16 protein-coding genes and 1 pseudogene are annotated in these 22,814 nt (G+C 35.3%); 10 read left to right on the plus strand and 7 right to left on the minus strand.

The features are described from left to right. Window positions 1–26 precede the first annotated feature (26 nt). On the plus strand, window positions 27–887 hold the full coding sequence (locus tag CAR_RS06170; protein WP_013710864.1) for a MetQ/NlpA family ABC transporter substrate-binding protein: 861 nt from the start codon (window positions 27–29) through the stop codon (window positions 885–887). 318 nt (window positions 888–1,205) lie between these two features. After that, window positions 1,206–1,799: an ECF transporter S component gene (locus tag CAR_RS06175; RefSeq protein ID WP_013710865.1), complete on the plus strand. Its 594-nt coding sequence runs from the start codon at window positions 1,206–1,208 to the stop codon at window positions 1,797–1,799. 43 nt (window positions 1,800–1,842) lie between these two features. On the opposite strand, the gene CAR_RS06180 is transcribed toward CAR_RS06175, so the two are convergent. After that, complete coding sequence (locus CAR_RS06180; RefSeq protein WP_013710866.1) at window positions 1,843–2,820, minus strand: diaminopimelate dehydrogenase; 978 nt, start codon at window positions 2,818–2,820, stop codon at window positions 1,843–1,845. 644 nt (window positions 2,821–3,464) lie between these two features. Between CAR_RS06180 and CAR_RS06185 the strand changes: the two genes are divergently transcribed. From CAR_RS06185 to CAR_RS06215, 7 genes are all read left to right on the plus strand, one after another. After that, the gene (locus tag CAR_RS06185; RefSeq protein WP_013710867.1) at window positions 3,465–4,130 is read left to right on the plus strand and encodes a YrrS family protein; all 666 of its coding nucleotides are present in this window, start codon (window positions 3,465–3,467) and stop codon (window positions 4,128–4,130) included. Window positions 4,131–4,285: 155 nt separating this feature from the next. Then, entirely contained in the window at window positions 4,286–5,506 is a 1,221-nt protein-coding gene (locus CAR_RS06190) for a GTPase (RefSeq protein WP_013710868.1), read from the plus strand. 474 nt (window positions 5,507–5,980) lie between these two features. Next, on the plus strand, window positions 5,981–6,667 hold the full coding sequence (locus CAR_RS06195) for a SatD family protein (RefSeq protein WP_013710869.1): 687 nt from the start codon (window positions 5,981–5,983) through the stop codon (window positions 6,665–6,667). Next, window positions 6,668–7,414 (plus strand): DUF3307 domain-containing protein, encoded by a 747-nt coding sequence (locus CAR_RS06200; protein ID WP_013710870.1) that lies wholly within the window; start codon window positions 6,668–6,670, stop codon window positions 7,412–7,414. Window positions 7,415–7,582: 168 nt separating this feature from the next. Then, window positions 7,583–10,477: an insulinase family protein gene (locus CAR_RS06205; protein WP_013710871.1), complete on the plus strand. Its 2,895-nt coding sequence runs from the start codon at window positions 7,583–7,585 to the stop codon at window positions 10,475–10,477. A 20-nt stretch (window positions 10,478–10,497) separates the two neighbouring features. Next, window positions 10,498–10,695, plus strand: a complete 198-nt coding sequence (locus CAR_RS13265) for a hypothetical protein (RefSeq protein ID WP_052303136.1) — start codon at window positions 10,498–10,500, stop codon at window positions 10,693–10,695. A 135-nt stretch (window positions 10,696–10,830) separates the two neighbouring features. Further along, the gene (locus tag CAR_RS06215) at window positions 10,831–11,229 is read left to right on the plus strand and encodes a VOC family protein (protein WP_013710873.1); all 399 of its coding nucleotides are present in this window, start codon (window positions 10,831–10,833) and stop codon (window positions 11,227–11,229) included. A 687-nt stretch (window positions 11,230–11,916) separates the two neighbouring features. Here the strand turns inward: CAR_RS06215 and CAR_RS06220 are convergent. From CAR_RS06220 to parE, 5 genes and pseudogenes are all read right to left on the minus strand, one after another. Beyond that, window positions 11,917–12,846 carry a manganese-dependent inorganic pyrophosphatase gene (locus CAR_RS06220; RefSeq protein WP_013710874.1) on the minus strand — a complete coding sequence of 310 codons (930 nt, stop codon included), beginning with the start codon at window positions 12,844–12,846 and terminating at the stop codon, window positions 11,917–11,919. A gap of 148 nt (window positions 12,847–12,994) precedes the next feature. Further along, on the minus strand, window positions 12,995–13,756 hold the full coding sequence (pflA, locus tag CAR_RS06225; RefSeq protein ID WP_013710875.1) for a pyruvate formate-lyase-activating protein: 762 nt from the start codon (window positions 13,754–13,756) through the stop codon (window positions 12,995–12,997). 29 nt (window positions 13,757–13,785) lie between these two features. After that, a complete protein-coding gene (gene pflB, locus CAR_RS06230; protein ID WP_013710876.1) occupies window positions 13,786–16,014 on the minus strand; it encodes a formate C-acetyltransferase in 2,229 nt (742 codons plus the stop codon). Window positions 16,015–16,279: 265 nt separating this feature from the next. Next, a pseudogene (parC, locus tag CAR_RS06235) lies at window positions 16,280–18,734 on the minus strand (DNA topoisomerase IV subunit A). Beyond that, on the minus strand, window positions 18,724–20,724 hold the full coding sequence (gene parE, locus CAR_RS06240; protein ID WP_041556338.1) for a DNA topoisomerase IV subunit B: 2,001 nt from the start codon (window positions 20,722–20,724) through the stop codon (window positions 18,724–18,726). Before parE ends, parC begins: the two are co-directional and overlap by 11 nt. A gap of 469 nt (window positions 20,725–21,193) precedes the next feature. On the opposite strand from parE, the gene plsY reads away from it, so the two are divergent. After that, the gene (plsY, locus tag CAR_RS06245) at window positions 21,194–21,808 is read left to right on the plus strand and encodes a glycerol-3-phosphate 1-O-acyltransferase PlsY (protein WP_041556869.1); all 615 of its coding nucleotides are present in this window, start codon (window positions 21,194–21,196) and stop codon (window positions 21,806–21,808) included. A gap of 57 nt (window positions 21,809–21,865) precedes the next feature. Here plsY and CAR_RS06250 read toward each other — a convergent pair whose 3' ends face one another. Continuing rightward, window positions 21,866–22,759 carry an aldose 1-epimerase family protein gene (locus CAR_RS06250; protein WP_041556340.1) on the minus strand — a complete coding sequence of 298 codons (894 nt, stop codon included), beginning with the start codon at window positions 22,757–22,759 and terminating at the stop codon, window positions 21,866–21,868. Window positions 22,760–22,814 lie beyond the last annotated feature (55 nt).

Here is a 22,814-nt window from a genome sequence, read left to right on the forward strand (position 1 = left end):
ATTTATTTTCAAAAGGAGAGAATTTAATGATAAAAAAAGGGTTGTTTTTAAGTAGTTTGGCATTAGTTTTAGCAGCATGCGGTACAGGTAATTCAGATTCAGGCAGTTCATCAGAGGTTGCAACTACTGATGGATCAGCTGAACAAGAAGAGATTGTCATCAAAGTAGCATCACATTTGCCACCAATGACCGATATTGTTGACATTGCCGGAGAGGTAATTGCTGAACCTTACAAAGTGGAGTTAGTCGAAGTATCTGATAACATTCAATACAACGAAGCTTTACTTAATGATGAGGTAGATGCGAACTTTGCGCAACATAAACCATTTATGGAAAAATTCAATACTGAACGAGATGGAAATTTGGTGGCTCTTCAAACTATTTATAATCCAGTTGTAGGATTTTATTCACCTGTTTATGATTCAATCGAAGAACTTGAAGATGGGGCTGAAGTAGCGATTCCTAGTGACGTTTCTAATGAAGCTAGAGCATTATCTATATTAGATCACTACGAAGTGATTACACTGGATCCCGAAATAGACAACCATGAAGCAACCGTAGAAGATATCACAGAAAATCCTAAGAATTTAACTTTTACACACATTGATTTATTAAACTTAACAGGTGCATATGAAGACGGAGTAGAATTGGTTTTTAACTACCCAACTTACATTGATAGTATTGGACTGAAAACAGAAGATGCTGTTTTATTAGAAGAGGACGAAGACTATACCTTTGCGCTACAATTGATTGCTCGTGAAGACAATCAAGATTCAGCTGAAATTCAAGCGTTGCTTGAAGCTTTTACATCTCAAGAAGTTTATGATTACTTGGATGAATTATCAAAAATCGGACATCTAGAGCCAGCATTTGAGCCAGCTAAATAAATAAAGCTCACAGAATATTTTTTAATGAAATGGGAAAAGTTCCTAAAGTTATGCTTCAAAAATATGAGCAAATGCTTAATTTTGAAGCTCAATATATTAGGACTTTTCTTTTTTTGTACGCGCAAAGACATTGTATGTTTAATAAAAGAGTAATATTAACGGTAGAAATTAATAGTTAAATCATACTCAGATAGGAAATCTCTCATTCTTTAGACGAGTTGAGGACTAGAGAGATTTATAATGATATTATGTACAAATTAATGTAAAATAACAGTATATACACTGAATGTAGATTTTTCCAAAGAAAGAAGGGTTAAGATGTACAAAAAAAATAGGAATGCTTATAGAACAGCTATCTTAGGTATTCTTACAGCTATTATTATTATTCAAAATTTCGTTCCATTATTAGGGTACATTCCTATTCCTCCCTTAAATCCTACAATCATTCATATTACGGTTATTGTAGTATCCATTACACTTGGAACAAAAGATGGGATGATTATTGGATCGGTTTGGGGAATTACCCGTATGATTAAAGCCTTTACAATGCCTGCTTCGCCATTTGATTATTTTTTATGGAGGAATCCCATTATTGCGATCCTTCCGCGTATTCTTGTTGGTTTTGTAGCTGGGTATACGTATAATGTATTAAAAAAAAGAGTAGCTAAAGATTCAACAGCAATGATTATTTCTTCTATCTTAGCTTCATTAACAAATACAGTAATGGTATTAGGGTTAATCTATGTTATTTATGGTGAGACTTATGCTTCTATGTTAGAGGTAGACTACTCAAACCTGTTAGGAGTTTTAGGGACAGTTGTCTTAACAAATGGAGTAGGTGAGGCGATAGCAGCAGCTATTATTGCACCTATTATCGCACGCCCCTTAAAGAAATTTAGTACGCAAAATTAAAAAATCCTTAGAAGAGTTAACCTCTTCTAAGGATTTTTTATTATTATAGCAATTCTTTTCTTAATTGTGCAGGAGATTTATCTGACAAGTAAGTCATTGGAACATCCAATACACTAAAAGCACCAGTTTTTCCTTCTTGTTTAAACTTAACTGCAGCTCTTGCGTAAGCCACCAAGATAGAAGAAGTAAACTCAGGATTACTTTCTAATTCAAGTTGGAATTCAGCTTTTTGCTTACTTCCGGTCTCAGATTCTCCAGTTCGGATAACAAATCCACCATGAGGCATTTTCTGATGATCTTTTTCAAATTGTTCTTCATCAATAAAGTGAACGACTGTTTCGTAAGGTTCAAAATAATTTGGCATAGTTTTGATCGTATTTTCGATCTCTGCTTGATTTGCTCCTTCATCAGAAACAATGTAACAAATCCGCATATGTTTTTCTCGAGTTGTAAGTTCAGGATTTTGACCTGTGCGGACTTCATTTAAAGCTTGATCAAGAGGGACAGTATATTGAACCCCTTTGTTTACTCCCGCAACACGACGAATAGCATCTGAATGTCCCTGACTAAGGCCTTTTCCCCAGAAGGTATACGTTTGTCCAACGGGTAGGACAGCTTCAAATAATGCACGGTTAAGCGAAAATAAACCTGGATCCCAACCTACTGAGATAATACTAACATTTTGACCGCTATTAGCAGCAAGATCTATTGATTCAAAGTATGCTGGAATTTTCCCATGATTATCGTAACTATCAATGGTCGAAAAATGTTTTGCTAACTCTGGCCCTTGTTGTGGCAAGTCAGTAGCTGATCCGCCACATAGTAGTAAAACGTCAATAGCATCTTTATAATTTAAAATATTGTCTATACTTACTGTAGGCAAGTTTGAGTCTACATCCTCAGGATTACGTCTAGTAAAGACCGCAACACCTTCCATATCGTTAAATTGATTGATTGCTAGTTCAACACCTTTACCAATATTACCGTAGCCAACCAATCCAATTCGAATTTTCTGAGTCATTTTATTTATCTCCAATCTATAGTTGAAATGTCATCGTTCACTTTTAGTATAATAGATATTAGAAGATATTCCAATAAAGGGATTTAAAACGAACAAACGTTTCGTCTTCATTTTATTTTTGTTTTCGCCTATGGTATAATTTAAAACGTAGAAAAGTTTAAGGCGGTGGCTAACTCTTGTAAAATGGGGTGATGCCAATGTTTTTGTTTGGGCTTTCCCTAGAAAGGAAAACTCATGAGCATTTATGAGGCACTGATGTTTGCATTAGCTTTTGCAACTCTTGTTTTAAAAATCTCGTCAAACAAAAAAAAGTAACCGTCTAAGCTTTAGCGAGTAGGACGATTACTTTTTGTATTATGTTCTATAGTAGCTGCCGTCTTTAACGGTTCTATTCTAAAGAGGGGTATGTTGACGCATATCTCTCTTTTCATGTATAGTTTAGCATGGATCTTTTACTTTTTCAATTAAAATCACTATTCAAGCCTTATTACAAACTAAATTACAAACTAACAAAAAAATGAAAAAACGAAATAGAATAGTAATGCTAGCTTAACGTAATTAATCCAATTCAATGGTATACTAGCTTAAGAAGTTTTCAAAAAATAAAAACAGAATAAATCATTTCAAAGATTGGGGAATTACGTATGAAGGATCCTAAAGGCAATAAAAAAAGTACACGTTCAAATAAATATGATAAAGAAAGAAAAACGATAAAAATATTAACTTTTGCAGTCGTAGTCGCTGCACTGGTTGTTGTCGTACTAATCATCATGTCACTTTTCAGTGGCGGAGATGAGCCACAAGAAAGCACAACTGAAAGTTCTAGCATGATTGTAAAAGACAGCGCTGAATCAACTCAAAGTGACTCTCAAAGTTCTGAAAGCAGTTCTGAAAGTAGTTCTGAATCAGAGTCATCTGAAAGTGAATCAAGCGAGTCAGAAGAAAGTGAAGAATCTGAATCCGAGTCGGTTGAAACAAATGAAACCGAACCTTCTGATGAGAATGTGACAGAAGCTTACACCGGTGACTGGGATCCAATAGCTACGGAACAACAAGGAGAACATACAACAGACTTTAATAATGGTTCTCAAGATCGTGCCGAAATCAAAAAAGCTGCTGCAGTGGCAACAGGTTTAAGTGAATCAGATATGATCGAATGGTGGGTTGAAAATGGTGGGGCAGAGCAGGTAGTAGCAACTGTTTCAGATAGTAGCCAAACAAAAACTTACCGCGTTTACTTGAATTGGGTAGATGATCAAGGATGGCAACCAACGAAAGTAGAAGAACTAAAAGAAAATGATAAACAATAAAAAATTTAAAAAAACCTAACTGCAAAACTATTTGCAGTTAGGTTTTTTTGTAGGTAATAAATGATAGATACGTATCTATTTCTTCAGAATAGAGATAATGGTAAGATAAACTATATAGATCTATAAGATAGTTTTTTAATAAATGGAGGGGTAAGATGAAAAATTTAGATAAGAATTTTAATATGGTACAAGATATTTTAAATAAAACTGAAGACGAATTAAAAAAAATGACCCCTGTTAATGTTATGGTCGTTGGGAAGACTGGGGTAGGGAAGAGTACCTTAATTAATAATGTTTTTAGAGAGAATCTTGCTTTGACCGGAATTGGAAGACCGATTACGAAACATTTAAGACGTATTTCTAAAGAGGGAGTACCATTGGTGTTATATGATACCAGGGGGTTGGAACTAAGTCTTGAAGTTCAAAAAGAAATTAAAAATGAAATTTTTGAGACGATTAATGAAAATAAAAAATTAGGTATCAAAGAAGAAATACACTTAGCTTACTACTGTATTAATGCAAATTCATCGCGTATAGAACCCACAGAGCTTGAATTGATCAGCGAATTGAGTGAAAAAATTCCTGTAGTTATCATTTTAACTCAATCAATCGGAGAACCTGCAAAACTATTTAAAGAGTATATTGAAGCTCTTAATCTGCCAATCTATGGCGTAATATCTATTATGGCTGAAGAGTTTAAAGTAACTGAAGAGTTTTCTGTTCCAGCATTTGGTTTAAAAGAATTGATTGAAATGAGTCTTGAAATTATACCTGAAGAGGCAAAAAAAGCTTTTAATAACGCCCAACAAGTAGATATAGCACGAAAAGCTAATGCTGCTCGTACTTGGGCGTTGAGATACATTGCGACATCTTTCGGTGTTGGATTTTTGCCAATACCTTTTTCTGACGCATCTGTTCTTGTTCCTATGCAAGTAACCTTATTGGCTCATATCACAGCTATTTTTGGTATTTCAATGGACAAATCTACCATTGCAAGTCTTGTCGCAGCAATAGGAGGGACAGGGGGAGCAACTTTTGCAGGAAGGTACATCGTTTCAAATGTGATAAAAATGATACCTGGAGCCGGTACAGTTGTTGGAGGAGTCATTAGCGGTTCAACCGCAGCAATCATCACAACAGCGCTTTCTATGAGCTATATTGAGGTGTTGGCTATCATAGCTGCAGGAGAAAAAGATGGAAAATACCCAGATCTTAAAAATATTGAAGTTTTAATGAAAGAAAAATTCCAAGCTCGTCTTAAAAAAGGTTCTAAAATCAATAAGAATCTTGATTTAACAACTGATTTATCAAAAGAAAACTTAGACTTAGACGATTACAAAAAAGATTCGTTTTTTAAAGTAAATTTAAAAGGTTAACTAAGACGAAAAAAATCTAAAAATAATTCATAAATACATTTTGTCCTAAATTAAAAGAATAGCAAAATACTTTAAAACCAAAATAATTATTTTGGTTTTTTCATTAATTATAATAATTCAGCAGTAATTCCTCTCAAGAAAATTTTACTCTTAATCACCGCAACCTCTACATCATGTTGAAAAATATTCAGTTCAACAACGATATAAAATTTACAGTATTTACGAAAAACGTAATGTATTAGAGCCTTTTTTAAGAAAGTAGACACTTTTCTCAAGTACTAATAGGAAGAGGTAAAGGATCTGAATTTTTTTACAGTTCTATGTAGTTAACATAATTAAATTATGGTTAACTACATAGAACGATTTAGCGCTAATTAATAAAGTTTCCTCTAAAGATTCAGTCTTAGATGAATTTTATATAAAGATTCACTTTAAGGTGAATCTTATGGTATAATCAAAGAAAGAGGTGATCAGATGACCAGAAAAACTGTAAGGACTCCATATGCAGCCATTATAGGAGATATTAAAGACTCTCGTAAAATTGCGGATCGAAAAGAAGTGCAAGAACAATTTCATTCTATTTTGCAAATAATAAATGAGAAATATGCAGAGGACATTGCTTCTAATTTCATTATTACTTTAGGAGACAGCTTCCAAGGATTACTAAAAAATAAACAAGTGATTTTAAGCATTATTTTTGAAATCGAATTGGCCTTGTCTCCAATTGAACTAAGATTTGGCATTGGCTTAGGCGATATCAGTACAACCATCCAACGAGATAATTCTATGGAGATGGATGGCACAGCCTACCACCGCGCAAGGCAAATGATTGAAACCATTGAAGGAAATGAAAATAAATATACCACAAGAGAGACCAATATGATGATTTGTTCCGGAGAAGGCTACCAACAAACAGATCAGCTATTGAATACTATTCTGTCACTGGCCACAGCATTGAAATCAAAGTGGTCCGCTAGACAAAAAGAAGTTATGTATGCTTATTTCACGCATGGAGAAAATCAGTATAAGACAGCTGAAGAATTAGGGATTGGCCAATCTAGCGTTAACAAAGCTCTGAATACAGCGAAATATTATACCTATAAAACAGCTTTGATAGAAGCTAGCCACTTTTTAGTTCAGGATATTGAGGAGGATGAGTAGTTGAATCAAGTCGTAGGGATAGTATTATTTATCGGACATATCTTGGGAGACTTTTATTTCCAATCGTCTGTGTTAGCTAGAGAAAAGGAAGTATCTGGTAAGAAATTAGTGCTCCATTGTTTTATTTATTTGATCACTATGGTAGGGGTGATTATTCCTATTTTTAGTTGGCCTTTATTAAAAGTGGCTATAGGGGTCTCAGTGCTGCATTTCATGATTGATGGTCTGAAATTTATTATTACGAATCGCTTTTTCATTCATAATAATAAAGATACGGCTATCTTTCTAGTAGACCAAGGGTTACACATCCTTGTATTACTTGCGGCAGTTGTCTCTATCACAATATCTTCTATAGAGATTGAATATATGCCAGGATTAGAAACCTTGTCGAGCAGTTTAGGTTTGGATATGAAAAATATATTGTCATGGATATTGATTCTATTGTTGATGATCCGGCCATGCAGTGTAACTATAAAAAAAGTATTGAATCACTATCGCCCAACCAATGAAAATCAAGTAGATGAGGGAATCCCAAGTGCGGGGGCGTTGATTGGTGTTTTTGAACGCTTCTTTATTTTGCTGATGCTGTATGCTAATCAATTTACTGCCATTGGATTTGTTCTGACAGCGAAGTCGATTGCTCGGTACAATAAAATTTCAGAAAATCCTCAGTTTGCAGAATACTATTTACTGGGAACCTTATTGAGCACTTTGTTGATTATCGTCAGTTACTTCTTTATTTTCTGATGATGCAGCTGTAAAGGAATCAATTGTTGAGATTCGCTTTTTGTTGAATCATTGGGCTTTGGAATAGGTACTTAAATAATCAAGGTAGCTTTTATTCCCTTATATATTATAAACTATAAGGACAAGGTGTAGAATAAAGTCATTATGCATAAGGAAAAGGAGAATTCTATGGCATTTAAGCAAATTGAGACACAAGAGTTACCGGATATTCAATCCGTGGGAACCATTTATGAACACGTTGAGACAGGAGCAAAGGTTCTTTATCTCGCAAATGACGATTCCAATAAGGCGTTTACGATTGGGTTTAAGACGCCTCCGTATAACGATAACGGGATTGCTCATATCATAGAGCATTCAGTTTTAAATGGATCTGAAAAATACCCTTCAAAAGAACCATTTGTTGAATTAGTCAAAGGGTCATTGAATACGTTCGTCAATGCAATGACTTTTTCAGATAAGACAATTTATCCAGTTGCTTCAACTAATAAAAAAGACTTTATGCATTTAATGAATGTTTATTTAGATGCTGTGTTCAAGCCGAATTTTTACGATAATGCACAAATATTAGCACAAGAAGGTTGGCATCATCATTTAGAGTCAGCAGAAGATGACCTGATTTATAAAGGCGTTGTTTACAATGAAATGAAAGGGGCGACAGCCTCTCCTGAAAGACAAGTTCAACAGCATTTGACTCATCAGTTGTATCCCAACAGTATTTACCGTCACGAATCTGGTGGAAATCCAAAAGCCATCCCTAGTTTAACACAAGAAGAATTTGTTGCTTTCCATCAAACTTATTACCACCCAAGTAATTCTCTGACTGTCTTATATGGAGACATAGATGAAAAAGAAACTTTTGCTGCATTAGAGGACTATTTCAGTGGCTCAGGCAAACAGAGTGAAAAAGTCGACTTATCTTTTGAACCAGCTGTACCTGATGATGCGGTATTTGAAGATACTTACTCAATAACTGCAGGGGACAACCCTAAAGGAAAAGATTATTTGGCTTTAGGGTGGCATGTGTCTGAACCGAATGATGTACTGGATAAGTATGGACTAGAGGTTTTGGAAGAAATTTTATTTGGCAATAATCAATCACCGCTTAAAAAAGCTTTATTGGATGCGGATATAGGTGGGGACATAGTAGGTGGCGTTGCTGATTTTGGCTATCCAACGGGGTTTATAATCACTGCTAAATATTCTGATGCCTCTAAGATGACTCGATTCAAAGAAGTTGTTCAAGAGACTTTAAAGCAGTTAATGACTGAAGGAATCGATGAAGGGCTGATTAATGCAGCATTGAATAAAATTACTTTTCAAACGAAAGAAGCCGCTATTTCGGAAGACAACCCACGTGGAGTCATTTATGCCATCAATGCTTATCAATCTTGGCTGTATGATAAGAGTCCTTATGTGAACTTGCAATTTTCAGGCTATTTGAAAGAACTAGGAGAATTGGCAGGTAGGGGGTATTTTGAGCAACTGATCAAAGAAAAACTAGTAAACAATCCTTTGCGTACTGCAGTGATTCTAAAAGCTGAACCTGGTAAAAGCGATCAATTTGAAGCGAAAACTCATCAGCAATTGCAAGAATATAAAGCTAATCTATCAAAAGAAGAAATCGACAAAATGATAGCTCAAACACAAGAGTTGATCAAGCGTCAAGAAGCGCCGGATAAACCGGAAGATTTAGCAAAGATTCCAACATTGACAAAAGAAGATTTAAGCACACAGGTAGAAGAGTATCCACTAACAGAAATTCCTTTTAATGAAGGAACTCATTTTTATCAGGCTGAACAATTCACTTCTGGCATTGACTACCTTAGTTTGTACATTGATTTGAAAGATGTTGCAGCTGAAGAATATCAGTGGTTGAGTTTATTGAGTCATCTGCTTGGTAAGCTAGCCACTGATAAATATGATGTCGCAACTTTGCAACGTCAAAAAGATCTGTACACAGGCGGCATTTACGGAAAGCTAGACATTTATGAAGATAAAGCAGGACAGTTGCAACCTTATTTTATTTTACGCGGAAAATCTTTGGAGTCTTCTTTTGAAGAGTTGGTCACATTAATGCAAGAAATCATGTGCCACACGCAATTTGAAAATAAAGATGAGATTTTGAAAATCACTCAACAGCTGATTTCTAATTTCGAACGACGCATTAATTCCAGTTCTCATGTTCTAGCTGCAAATCGGGCATTGAGTCAAGTAAAATATTCGGCCAAATTAAATGAACTGATTAGCGGAATGGATCAATTCCATTTTTTGAAAGACATTCGTGCTGATTTGCAATCCGATAAGTCAAAAGAGGTAACAGAGCGTATCCTGCAGACAGTAAACGGTTTACTGAATAAAAATCGCTTGAACATTTTATACGTCGGTGAGAAAGATCGAGGAGTACTGGTCAAAGAAAAATTACAAGCAGCATTTTCTGAGTTGCCTAGTGCTGAATTAGGTGAACCAGCCGTCATTAAGCCGGGTGCAAAGCAACATGAAGCTTATGTCACTGCTCAAGACGTGAATTATGTAGCTGTTGCTTCAAATGCCAACGATAAATTTGATTACACTGGAGCAGCGAAAGTATTGGCAACAGCTATTCGTTACAGTTACTTGTGGAATGAGATCCGTGTCAAAGGTGGTGCTTATGGTTCGCTGTATAACCATCAACGAACTGGTCAGTTTGCCTTGAGTTCTTATCGTGACCCCAATATCCGTAAAACGTTGGAAACTTATAAAGGTTTGCCTAACTATGTAGCACAAATAAAGTTGTCTGACAGCGAGCTATTAAAATACATTATTGGCACGATTAGTCCCATGGAACAGCCGAAATCTGCTTTCAGCAAAGGTTTAACCGCATTCAATCGTCTGAAAACAGGCGTGACTCGCGAAGAGTTAGTTCATTTGAAGGAAGAGATTCTAGCGGTTGATTCAAATGCCTTAAAGATGCTTAATAAGGGCCTAGACAGCGTATTGGAAGAGAGCACGGTGGTCGTAATAGGGAATAAGGGCCAAATCGAAACTGAAAAGGACTTGTTTGATAAGGTATATGAACTGTATTAATAAAAGAGAAGATGAGTGTATTGGATAATAAATTTAAAAAAGAAGAAACAGATGAAGACTATATCGTTGCCGACCATACATTAGTAGATGAAAGTTTAAGAGGTCATGGAATCGCCGAACAGTTATTGGACAAATTAGTTACTGATGTTGTTTGGAAGTTTCAAGAGAACCCAGATAAATACGATCATATTAATTACGAGAAACAAAAACAAGCATAAAAGTAGGGGGGAGAGAGGAGAAATAACCTTCTCTCCTCTCTTTTTACGTCGAATAGTAGGAGAGAGCTTCACTAATTAAGGAATCTCGTTTCTCATTGTGGTAAAATTTAAAGAAAAGACAAGGAGGTATGGTCATTGTCAACAGGATTGCTTCACCATATTGAGCTCTACGTATCCGACTTAAGCAAAACGGTAACATTTTGGGGTTGGTTTCTGGAAGATTTAGGCTACGTACCTTTTCAAGATTGGGAAAACGGGCGAAGTTGGAAATTAAAGGATACTTATATCGTTTTTGTACAAACAGAAGACCGATTTTTAGATGTTCCATATCATCGTAGTAGAGTCGGTCTTAATCATTTGGCTTTCCATGCAGAATCACGGTATCAGGTCGATGAAATGACGAAAAAACTGGAAGAAAAAGGCATTACAATTCTGTATCCTGAAAAACACCCATTTGCAGGAGGAACAAATTATTATGCTGTTTTCTTTGAAGATCCAGACAGGATTAAATTGGAGTTGGTAGCTCCTGAATAATAAGCCATAAAGACCGCTAAAAACAAGTTGATATTTATGGCTTATAATAACTGATTAGTCTAGATAAGCTTATCTAAAGAATAATTAGCCGTTTTAATATTTCTTGAAGCTCATAAATAGATCAAAATTAATTTCAATATTAAAACGTAAAACTAAATCAGCCAGTTATAAAAAGATTTAAAACTACAGGAATTAGTCAGCAGCTAAATTGAAGTAAATTTAAATCTGTCTACAATTATGATTAACGAGAAAGTTACGTGCAATATTTTTCTCGTTAGCGTAAGTTTGTTTATCCAAGTATTATAAAAATTTAAAGAATTTATTTTTTTGGACTAAAATGAATTCGGATTATATAAAAAGGGTTGTTTATAACTAAAAGAGAGAAGGACCAGAATAATGGGCCTGTTAATCAGTTTGCTAATTTCATCTTTTTTTCTAGTTTACATAATATATATTATACAAAGTAGTTATGTTGTTCTAAATTAGGATTTCTCGTTTTTTCGTGTCGATTTTGAGCACTTTTAAGATCAATTAGCATTCTTTTGTTGATCATTGTCCGTTAATTGCTTTTAAATGACTTTTAGTTCTTATTCTTTCAATACACAAACCGTTTAAGTAAGATCTTTCCTTTATAAAACAAAAAAAGCTAGTTCACAACTAAATTAGTCATGAATTAGCTTTTTTGTTTTATTTTGTTAATGCTTCAGTTAATTGTGGCACAACTTGTTTTTTTCGTGAAACCACACCTTTTAATAAAGCACGATTATTTTCTAAAGAAATATTAAAAGCTTCTTCTACTGCGTTGATTGGATTTCCTAATGCTAAGATTACTGAATCACTGTCTAAGATGTTTGTCACAACTAAAATAAATAAATCATAATTTTTAGCTTGATTTTCCTTTAACATCTCTTGTTCCAATTCTGATTGGATTGAAAGAACATCATTCACATCTACTACATTAATTTGTGCAATACGAACATTTTTATCCGCCATTGGGAAACTTTTAGCATCCATATCTAATAATTCTGCTGCTGATTTATCGCTTAAGTTTGTTCCAGCTTTCAACATTTCTAAGCCATATGAATCAATGTCAACATCAGCAATAACTGCAAGTTCTTTTGCAATAGAGATATCTTCATCTGTACATGTTGGTGATTTGAATAGTAACGTATCTGAAACAATGGCAGATAACATTAATCCAGCAATTTCTTTAGGAATCGTGATGTCTTTTTCTTTAAATAATTTAGCAATGATTGTATTTGTACATCCTACAGGTTCTGCACGATAATACAACGGATTTGCTGTTTCGAAATTAGCAATACGGTGATGATCAACTACAGATAAAACTTCCACATCCGCAATGTCTTTTACGCTTTGTTGGAATTCGTTGTGATCTACCAGCATAACCTTATCTGTTTCATTTGCAACTGTCTCTACAACACGTGGAGCTTCAACTTTAAAGTGGTCTAAAGCATATTGTGTCTCCTCGCCTACTTCTCCTAATGCAACGGCTTCTGCGTCAAAACCTAGTTTTTTTTGCAGGTAAGCAAATGAAATGGCAGATGTAATCGCATCTGTATCTGGATTTTTATGACCAAAAACTAAAACTTTACTCATATTATTATCTCTCCTTTAAACTATAACTAACACTAAAATTTTATCTCAAATGAGCGATTTTAGCTAGTATTATGTTAATTTTCAATAAAAAAATGAAAAAAAGAAGAAATGAAACTGAAAAACATCAGCCTATTTCTCCTCTTTGTCTCTATAGTGTTTGGTAGCCTATATACTCGTGCACACGTAGTAGACGATTCGCATTTTCTACACGTTCAAGTGTTGGTGGTTCAATATCTTTTAATTTATAAGGAATATTTAAAGCAGCATATTTATAAACACCTAGTTTATGATAAGGTAATATTTCAACTTTATAGACATTTCCCAAAGAATGAATGAATTCACTTAAACGGATCAAGTCATCATCATCATCTGAACGCTCAGGTACCAATACATGACGGATCCAAACCGGTTTATTTATTTTTGATAAATAACTAGACATATTTAAAATGTTTTCATTACCGTGCATCGTTAAACGTTTATGCTTTTCATTGTCAATGTGTTTGATATCAAATAGAAGCAGATCTGTATACTTCATGAGTTCTTCAAAACGACTAAAAAAAGGTTCTTCATAGGTGAACGGTTGCCCGCAAGTATCTAAAGTTGTGTGTATTCCCTCTTCTTTGGCCTTTCTAAAGTACTCAATAAGAAAATCGATATGCAAGAGCGGCTCTCCTCCACTTACGGTGATACCACCCTTTTTGCCCCAATAATCTTTATAGGATAAAGCTTCTTCTAGTAATTGATCTGCTGTATAAGGTGTTCCGCCTCCCATGTTCCATGTATCAGGATTATGGCAAAACTCGCACCTCATACGGCATCCTTGCATAAAGGTTACAAAACGAATACCTGGTCCATCAACCGATCCAAAACTCTCAGTTGAATGTACGTACCCAATTGCTGGCTCAGTCATGTCGACGACTCCTTTTTTTATTTTAAACGTTACATGCTATCATGCATTGTACGATTAATAACATCTAATTGTTGTTCACGCGTTAGTTTAATAAAGTTAACTGCATAACCTGACACACGGATAGTTAATTGTGGATAATTTTCCGGATGATCCATCGCGTCAACTAATGTTTCGCGGTTAAAGACATTAACATTCAAATGGTGACCGCCTTTTTTAGCATAACCATCTAATAGACTTGCTAAGTTTTCTTGTTGGATGTCGTCTTCTTTACCTAAAGCTTTAGGAATAATAGAGAACGTATTTGAAATACCATCTAGTGAGTATTTATAAGGAATTTTAGCTACAGAAGTTAAACTTGCTAAAGCTCCATGTGTATCTCTGCCATGCATTGGGTTCGCACCTGGTGCAAATGGTTCTCCAGAACGACGTCCGTCAGGTGTATTTCCTGTCTTTTTACCATAAACTACATTAGATGTAATCGTTAAAATTGAAGTAGTATGAACGGCATTACGATATGCTGGATGTTTTTTCACTTTTGACATGAATGTTTTTAACAACCAAATTCCGATATCATCTACACTGTCATCATTGTTCCCGAATTTAGGATAATCGCCTTCGATTTCATAATCGACTACCAAGCCATTTTCATCACGGATTGTTTTTACTTTTGAGTGTTTGATTGCAGATAATGAGTCAACTGCTACGGAGAAACCTGCAATACCTGTTGCCATTGTTCTCATAATATCACTGTCATGTAACGCCATTTCAATGCGTTCATATGAATATTTATCATGCATAAAGTGAATGATATTTAAAGTATTTAAATACAATCCGGCAATCCATTCTAATAATACATCGTATTTTTCCATTACTTCGTCATAGTCTAAGTACTCTGAAGTAATTGATTGGTATTTTGGAGCAACTTGATCTTTTGTTTTTTCATCTACCCCACCATTGATTGCATACAAGAGCGTTTTGGCTAAGTTAGCACGTGCTCCGAAGAACTGCATTTGTTTCCCAATACGCATAGCTGAAACACAACAAGCAATTCCATAATCATCGCCCCACTCTAAGCGCATGATGTCATCATTTTCATATTGGATCGCACTTGACGTAATAGAAGCTTTTGCACAAAACTTTTTAAAGTTCTCAGGAAGTCTTGTAGACCATAATACTGTTAAGTTTGGTTCTGGAGCAGGTCCTAAGTTAGAGAGTGTGTGTAAGAAACGGTAACTGTTTTTTGTTACCAGATGTCTTCCGTCATCACCTAATCCAGCAATTGCTTCCGTCACCCATGTAGGATCACCTGAGAATAAATCATTGTATTCTGGAGTACGTGCAAATTTTACTAAACGTAATTTCATAATAAAATGGTCTGTGATCTCTTGTGCTTCAGCTTCAGTAAGGATGCCTTGTGCTAGATCACGTTCAATGTAGATATCCAAAAATGTAGATGTACGTCCTAGAGACATTGCAGCTCCATTTTGTTCTTTTACAGCAGCTAAATAACCAAGATATAACCATTGGAAAGCTTCTTGTGCAGTTTGAGCTGGTCGTGAAATATCAAATCCATAAATTCTTCCTAACTCATTCAATTCATTCAAAGCACGAGTCTGCTCATTTAATTCTTCACGATCGCGTATGATGTCTTCACTCATAGTGCCGTATCCTTTATCGGCTAAATCTTTTTTCTTTTCTTCAATCAAACGATCAACACCATACAAAGCAACTCGTCTATAGTCACCAATGATACGTCCACGTCCGTAGGCATCTGGTAAACCGGTAATTACACCACTACGTCTTGCAGCACGAATTTCAGGTGTGTAAGCATCGAATACTCCTTGGTTATGTGTTTTACGGTAATCTCTAAAAATATGAGAAACTTCCGGATCGATTTCATACCCATATGATTCTGCTGCTAGTTCACTCATTCGGATACCACCAAAGGGTTGTAGCCCACGTTTAAAAGGTTTATCGGTTTGGAATCCTGTAATACGTTCTAGTTCTTTATTTAAGTAACCGGCTTCATGAGAAGTGATAGAGGAAACAACTTTAGTATCCATATCTAATACTCCGCCTGCATCACGTTCTTTAGTATTCAGTTCCATTACTTGTTTCCATAATAATTCAGTAGCTTCTGTAGGACCTTCTAAAAATTCATCTGTCCCATCATAAGGTTTGTAATTCTGTTGAATGAAGTCACGTACATTGATTTCTTCTTGCCATACTCTTCCTTTAAAGCCTTTCCATTGTTCCATATTCAAACATCCTCCTTTTTATCTGTTGAACTAATCTAACAGATTCTTCATGCTCATTATAACACGAACTAAAAACAAATCAATTGATTTTAGTTACTAAAATGATATTTAATCATTAATAAACATTAATTTAAAGGGTTTAAAGGTATTTTTGTTGTTTTTAATATCTTTTTATTTTTGTACACTTTTTCACAAAAATACAAACTGTACTACTAAATTATAAAACAGACCAAAAAAGGTGTAGCTGTTAGGCTACACCTTTTCTCTACTTCGTTTCTTTAACTAATAAATCTTTTTTGATCTCGATAGGTGTTCCATCGGCTACTTCATCCAAAATAAATGATCCATTTGAATAACGATCACTTATGGCATAGGATGCACTAGATAACGGAATTTCTTTCCCTTTTGAGGTTAAGATAACATAATGGTCTTCTTTAGATACTTCAAAAGCAAAAGCTACACGATGAGGATTTTTCTTTAATTCTCTTAAGAGCAGTAACCCTCGTTTAGCTCTGCCTAGTGATTCAAAATCAAGAATGTTCATTTTTTTAATTGATCCACGATGCGTTAAAATCATTAACTCTTTTTTAGAAGCTTCAACATCTATTAAAACGCCATTTATAACATAGTCGCCCTCTTTAAGATTGATTGATTTTACACCAGCCGCTTTTGAACCGACAACTGGAACTTCTTCTAAAGAATAACGCAAGCCAAATCCTCTATGAGTGACTAAGAAGACATCTTTTAACAATGGATTTTCTGTATGAATAATATTTATCAGTTCATCCGTAGCTGTTTTAAGTTTTATTGCTGAAAAAGATTTATTCTTATAATTACGCCCAATAACGTATTCTGAAACAGCTGTTTGTTTAATGTACCCCTCTTTAGTAATAAAGGTAAATGTTGCTTGAGGTAGTTGCTGCGTAATACCAAAAACTTTCACAACTGTTTCATCGGCAGAAAAAGCAATATTTTGTGATAAATGCTCTCCCATGTCCTTCCATCTTAAATCAGAAATTTCATTAACTGGACGGTAAATGATATTCCCTTTGCTAGTAAATATCAAAAGATGATTCAATGTATTCAGCTGTTGAATATAGAGTGGGTAATCTCCTTCTTTAATTCCTAACTCATTAGGTTTAGAAGCACCATATGAACGCAGACTGGTTCTCTTAATGTATCCTTCTTTTGTAACTGAAACAATAACCTCTTCTGAAGCAATCAAAACTTCAGTATCAATTTTCAATTCTTCGATTTGATCTTGAATAACAGTAAGTCGAGGTGAAGCGTAATTTTTCTTCACTTCAGCTAATTCCTTTTTCATCACTTTATCTAACTCTTTAGAACTTGATAAAATTTTGTTATAAGATATGATAGCTCTGCTTAAAGCAGCTGCTTCATTCTCTAACGCTGTGATATCGGTATTAGTCAATCGGTACAGTTGCAAAGAAACAATCGCTTCAGCTTGGATTTCAGTGAAATCAAAACGTTCAATCAAATTTTCTTTTGCATTTTTTTTATCTTTACTGCTGCGAATAGCGTCAATTACTTGATCTAAAATAGATAAAGCTTTAATTAGTCCAGAAACGATGTGTTGTCTACTTTCAGCTTTACGAAGATTGTAATTCGTTCTTCTAGTAAGCACTTCTCGTTTATGCTCTAGATAGGCCTCAATCATTCTATTGATTCCAGATTGCTTAGGTCTTTTTTTTATCAATGGCAACCATATTAAAATTGTAAGCAACTTGTAAATCAGTATTTTTCAATAAATAATTTAAAATTCCTTTTGCATTTGCTTCTTTTTTTAATTCAACTACAATTTGAAGACCGTTACGATCGGATTCATCACGGACTTCGGCAATACCGTCAACTTTTTTATTCAACCGAATTTCATCCATTTTACGAACTAAAACAGCTTTATTTACTTCATAAGGAATTTCATTGATAACGATCTGTTCTTTACCGCCTCTAACTTCCTCGATTCGGGTTTTAGAACGGACAATGATTTTTCCTTTTCCAGTTTCATAAGCTTGTTTTATTCCAGCTACACCTTGTAGAATAGCTCCAGTTGGAAAATCAGGTCCTTTAATATGCTGCATTAAATCTGATACAGATGCATCTGGATGATCAATTAAGTGAACCGTTGCATCAATTACCTCTCCTAAATTATGAGGAGGGATATCTGTTGCATAACCTGCAGAGATTCCAGTAGCCCCATTTACAAGTAAATTAGGGTAGCTAGCTGGAAATACGGTTGGTTCTTCGTCTGTATCATCAAAGTTTAAAACAAAATCAACGGTTTCTTTGTCGATATCCCTTACTAACTCAGCAGATATTTTTGATAAACGTGCTTCAGTATACCGCATAGCTGCAGGTGGATCTCCATCCATACTCCCGTTGTTCCCGTGCATTTCAATCAAAACTTCTCGTTGTTTCCAATTTTGACTCAATCGGACCATCGCCTCATAGACACTGCTGTCCCCATGCGGGTGATAATTCCCGATTACGTTTCCCACTGTCTTAGCCGATTTTCTAAATCCTTTGTCTGACGTATTGCCTTCTACGTTCATTGCATATAAAATGCGACGTTGAACCGGTTTTAAACCATCCCGAATATCTGGTAAAGCTCGTTCTTGAATAATATATTTTGAATAGCGTCCAAAACGATCTCCCATTACTTCTTCCAGGGTCAATTCCTGAATATCCGCTCTATTCTCCATCTTCGACACTTCCTTCATCTACTGTTTCAATTTGATCCATAATTTGACTGTTTTCTAAAATACTGCCGCCTTCTTCGAAAGTAAACTCTACGTGAGATTCGATCCATTTACGTCTAGGTTCTACTTTATCTCCCATTAAGACGGAGACACGTTTTTCAGCTTGGGCAGCATCGTCAATTTTCACTCGGATTAATGTGCGAGTTTCTGGGTTCATTGTTGTATCCCATAGTTGGTCCGCATTCATTTCACCTAGCCCTTTGTAGCGTTGCAAAATATAATTTTTGCCAAAATCTTTTGTGACTTGAACTAACTCGTCATCTGTCCATGCATAAGCAATTTTTTCTTTTTTACCAATACCCCTTGATAATTTATATAACGGTGGTAAAGCTAAATAGACTTTTCCCGCTTCAAAAAGAGGTTTCATGTAACGATAAAAGAACGTTAGCAACAGTGTTTGAATATGCGCTCCATCGGTATCCGCATCGGTCATGATGATGATTTTATCGTAGTTGCAGTCTGCAATATCAAATTCTGGTCCAACACCTGCACCGATCGTATAGATCATAGTGCTGATTTCTTCATTTTTCATAACGTCTTGCAATTTAGCTTTTTCCGTGTTGATTACTTTCCCACGAAGAGGTAAGATGGCTTGAAATTTACGGTCTCGGCCTTGTTTTGCCGAACCACCAGCTGAATCTCCCTCAACCAAGTACAATTCATTACGCTTAGCATTCTTACTTTGAGCTGGCGTTAGTTTGCCAGACAAAAGGGTGTCATTTTTTTTGCGTTTTTTTCCATTACGACTTTCTTCACGCGCTTTTCTAGCTGCGTCACGCGCTTCTCTTGCTTTTAGTGCCTTACGGATCAATTGTTGGCTAAGATCGCCATTTTCGATCAAATAAAAGTTTAGTTGATCACTTACAACCGTCTCTACAGCCGACCTTGCTTGCGGAGTACCCAATTTACTTTTCGTTTGACCTTCAAATTGCAAAAGATTCTCTGGTATACGAATGGAAATAACGGCTGCTAGACCTTCTCTAAAGTCTGTACCTTCTAAATTTTTCTCTTTTTCTTTCAGTAAATTAACTTTACGCGCGTACTCATTAAAAGTCTTCGTGATAGCTGTCTTCATACCCGCTTCATGGGTACCACCATCTTTTGTCCGTACGTTGTTAACAAAAGATAAAATCGTTTCAGAATAGCCGTCATTGTATTGAAAAGAAAATTCAACTTCAATCTCGTTATTTTCGCCTTCAAAGTAAGCTACGGGTGTTAAATTGTCTTTGTCTTCATTCAAATAGCTGACAAATTCTTTAATTCCTTCTTCGTAATAAAAAACTTCTGATTGTTCGTTTCGTTCATCGGTTAGGGTTATGCGCAAACCTTTTAATAAGAAAGCCGATTCTCTTAAACGTTCTGCCAATACATCGTACGATAAATTAGTCGTGGTAAAAATCGTAGGATCAGGCTTGAAGTGCACAATGGTTCCATTTTTTTCATTATTGGTTTTAATTTTCTTTAGAGATCCTTTGGCTTTTCCACCTTCAACAAATTTTTGTTGGTAATGGACGCCTTCACGAATGATGGTAACGGTAAGCCATTCAGATAATGCGTTAACCACACTTGCTCCCACACCATGCAGACCTCCTGAAGTCTTGTAGCCGCCTTGGCCAAACTTACCTCCTGCATGCAATACCGTGAAAATAACTTGGACAGTAGGGATGCCAGATGAATGCATTCCAATTGGCATACCGCGCCCATTATCTTTGACACTGATGCTATTGTCTTTATGCAATGTTACATCGATTTCAGTTCCAAAGCCAGATAATGCTTCATCAACTGAATTATCCACTATTTCATAAACTAAATGGTGCAAACCACGTGCATCCGTAGATCCAATGTACATACCCGGTCTTTTTCTTACCGCTTCTAATCCTTCTAGTACTTGGATCGAATCATCGTTATACTCTTTATTTAACTCTTTTGGCATACTAAAACTCCTTAAGGCTTTAAACATAAAGTGATTCCTACTTATCTATTCAACAAAACAATGGGTATTATTTTAGCTGGACACAAGTAGTTTCTTGCTTTATCTTAAAGTTTTCTCTAGTCTCTTTTTAATTCTCCAGTAAGGTTAACCCATACTAGCATCAATCAACTGCTTCATTTTAGTGAAGCACCTTTTTAATCATACTCTATATTTTAAGGAATAGAAAGCACTAAACAGTAGTTTTTTTTATAAAAACCGAAAATACGTTCGCCTTAAAACAAGAAGAATTCTCTTCTCATTAAACTATTTATTTTTTTGAATTGCAAGCCAGCGGAGAAAAGGTCCTTATTTAGCGTTCATTGGCCTTTGTGAATAAAACGGTTTTTATCTAGCCTTCTAATACGATAAATGGTAAAATGATGAATACGTTAATCTATGTATACTGCATTTCAAGGAGAGAAGTTTGTTGATTAAAATCATACTCATGTTTATTATTGCTTATTTACTAGGTTCAATTCCTTCAGGTGTTTGGGTTGGGAAAAAGATTTACGGAAAAGATATCCGTCAGTTTGGCAGTGGAAACTCTGGAACAACAAATACATTTAGAGTATTAGGAAAAACTGCTGGAACAGTCGTATTGTTGGCTGATGTATTAAAAGGAACACTGGCTGCTTGTTTGCCTTTATTGTTTCATGTGCCAATCAATCCAATGGTTATCGGTTTAGGAGCTATAGTTGGTCATACTTACCCCTTATTTGCTCAATTTAAAGGTGGCAAAGCGGTGGCTACAAGTGCAGGTGTTTTATTAGCCTACAACCCACCATTCTTTATTTACAGTGTGTGTCTATTCTTAGTCTTATTATTCTTAACCAGAATGGTAAGTCTGTCAAGTATGATCTCATTACCACTCATTACCCTTTCGAGTTTATTTATCGGGGATTGGATCTTAACAACAATTGCGTTTATCTTGACCCTCTTTATTATTTATAGACATCGAGAAAATATTAAACGTATCCGGAATGGTACAGAAAGTAAAGTTCCATTTGGTTTAGGGTATAAAAAAGACGAGAAAGATTCTTTTTAATAGAACGTAACATCAAAGGAACTGGGACATCATGTCTCAGTTCCTTTTTGTCTGCATTTAAGTTAGAGAGATCGTATAGTTAGCAGAAAATGACTCTGCACCCTCTAGTTGTTGTATACCAAGTTTGTCATTCAACTCACCTGTAAACTCACTTGAATCTGCAATCCCATACCACGGCTCAATACAAACAAAAGGAGCCTCTTTTTTAGGAGGGGACCAAATACCTGTATAGGGAAAGCCTTCAAAAGTGATTGATACGGAATGAGTTGTTTTTTCAGAGTTGATTGAAAAAACATTTTTTCCTTTGGTTTCATAAATCAAAGCGTCATTATCAAATAAAGCTCTTTTTAAGTCGATCTCTGTATTGGTTTGAGCTAATGTGGTACTTTCTAAGTCTAAGTATGGACCGACTAATGGAATTTGACGGCGAGATCGTCTAGGTAAGAAAGCTAAATAGTAATCTTCAAACGTGGTATTACTAGTCAGTGGAACATTGAATCCAGGATGGCCTCCAATAGAAAAATACATTACTTCAGATTCGTCTGTGTTTTTTACAAAATAGCTGACGTTAACCGTGTTTTTTTTCAGGGTATACGTTAACGATAATTGAAAATCAAATGGATAGTGTTCTTTTGTTTGCAATGAAGAAGTGGTCGTTAACCGCACAGTCGTCTCTGTTTGTTCTTCTACTTGAAAATCACTGTCTCTTGCAAATCCGTGTTGATTTAATGCATAGGTTTTTCCATTGTAACGATATTCATCATTTTTTAAACGCCCAACAATTGGAAATAAAACAGGAGCTTTTCTACCCCAAAAATCTGGGTCTCCTTGCCATAAGTATTCTAACCCTTCATCTGTACGTTTGATACTTTGAAGTTCAGCACCCTTTGTAGAAATAGATACCGTTAACAGCTCATTCTTTAATGTGATCAATTTTATCTGCCTCCTCATTTGCAACTCATTCTTTCTATTGTTACGGAATTATACGGATGTAAAAAAGCAATCC

The organism is Carnobacterium sp. 17-4, from assembly GCF_000195575.1.
Classification (GTDB): domain Bacteria; phylum Bacillota; class Bacilli; order Lactobacillales; family Carnobacteriaceae; genus Carnobacterium_B.

What these genes read in the sequence shown, in the direction of transcription:
- CAR_RS06170 (WP_013710864.1), top strand. Translation starts at nt 27, where the DNA reads ATGATAAAAAAAGGGTTGTTTTTAAGTAGTTTGGCATTAGTTTTAGCA.
- CAR_RS06175 (WP_013710865.1), top strand. Translation starts at nt 1,206, where the DNA reads ATGTACAAAAAAAATAGGAATGCTTATAGAACAGCTATCTTAGGTATT.
- CAR_RS06180 (WP_013710866.1), bottom strand. Translation starts at nt 2,820, where the DNA reads ATGACTCAGAAAATTCGAATTGGATTGGTTGGCTACGGTAATATTGGT.
- CAR_RS06185 (WP_013710867.1), top strand. Translation starts at nt 3,465, where the DNA reads ATGAAGGATCCTAAAGGCAATAAAAAAAGTACACGTTCAAATAAATAT.
- CAR_RS06190 (WP_013710868.1), top strand. Translation starts at nt 4,286, where the DNA reads ATGAAAAATTTAGATAAGAATTTTAATATGGTACAAGATATTTTAAAT.
- CAR_RS06195 (WP_013710869.1), top strand. Translation starts at nt 5,981, where the DNA reads ATGACCAGAAAAACTGTAAGGACTCCATATGCAGCCATTATAGGAGAT.
- CAR_RS06205 (WP_013710871.1), top strand. Translation starts at nt 7,583, where the DNA reads ATGGCATTTAAGCAAATTGAGACACAAGAGTTACCGGATATTCAATCC.
- CAR_RS06220 (WP_013710874.1), bottom strand. Translation starts at nt 12,846, where the DNA reads ATGAGTAAAGTTTTAGTTTTTGGTCATAAAAATCCAGATACAGATGCG.
- pflA (WP_013710875.1), bottom strand. Translation starts at nt 13,756, where the DNA reads ATGACTGAGCCAGCAATTGGGTACGTACATTCAACTGAGAGTTTTGGA.
- pflB (WP_013710876.1), bottom strand. Translation starts at nt 16,014, where the DNA reads ATGGAACAATGGAAAGGCTTTAAAGGAAGAGTATGGCAAGAAGAAATC.
- parE (WP_041556338.1), bottom strand. Translation starts at nt 20,724, where the DNA reads ATGCCAAAAGAGTTAAATAAAGAGTATAACGATGATTCGATCCAAGTA.
- CAR_RS06250 (WP_041556340.1), bottom strand. Translation starts at nt 22,759, where the DNA reads ATGAGGAGGCAGATAAAATTGATCACATTAAAGAATGAGCTGTTAACG.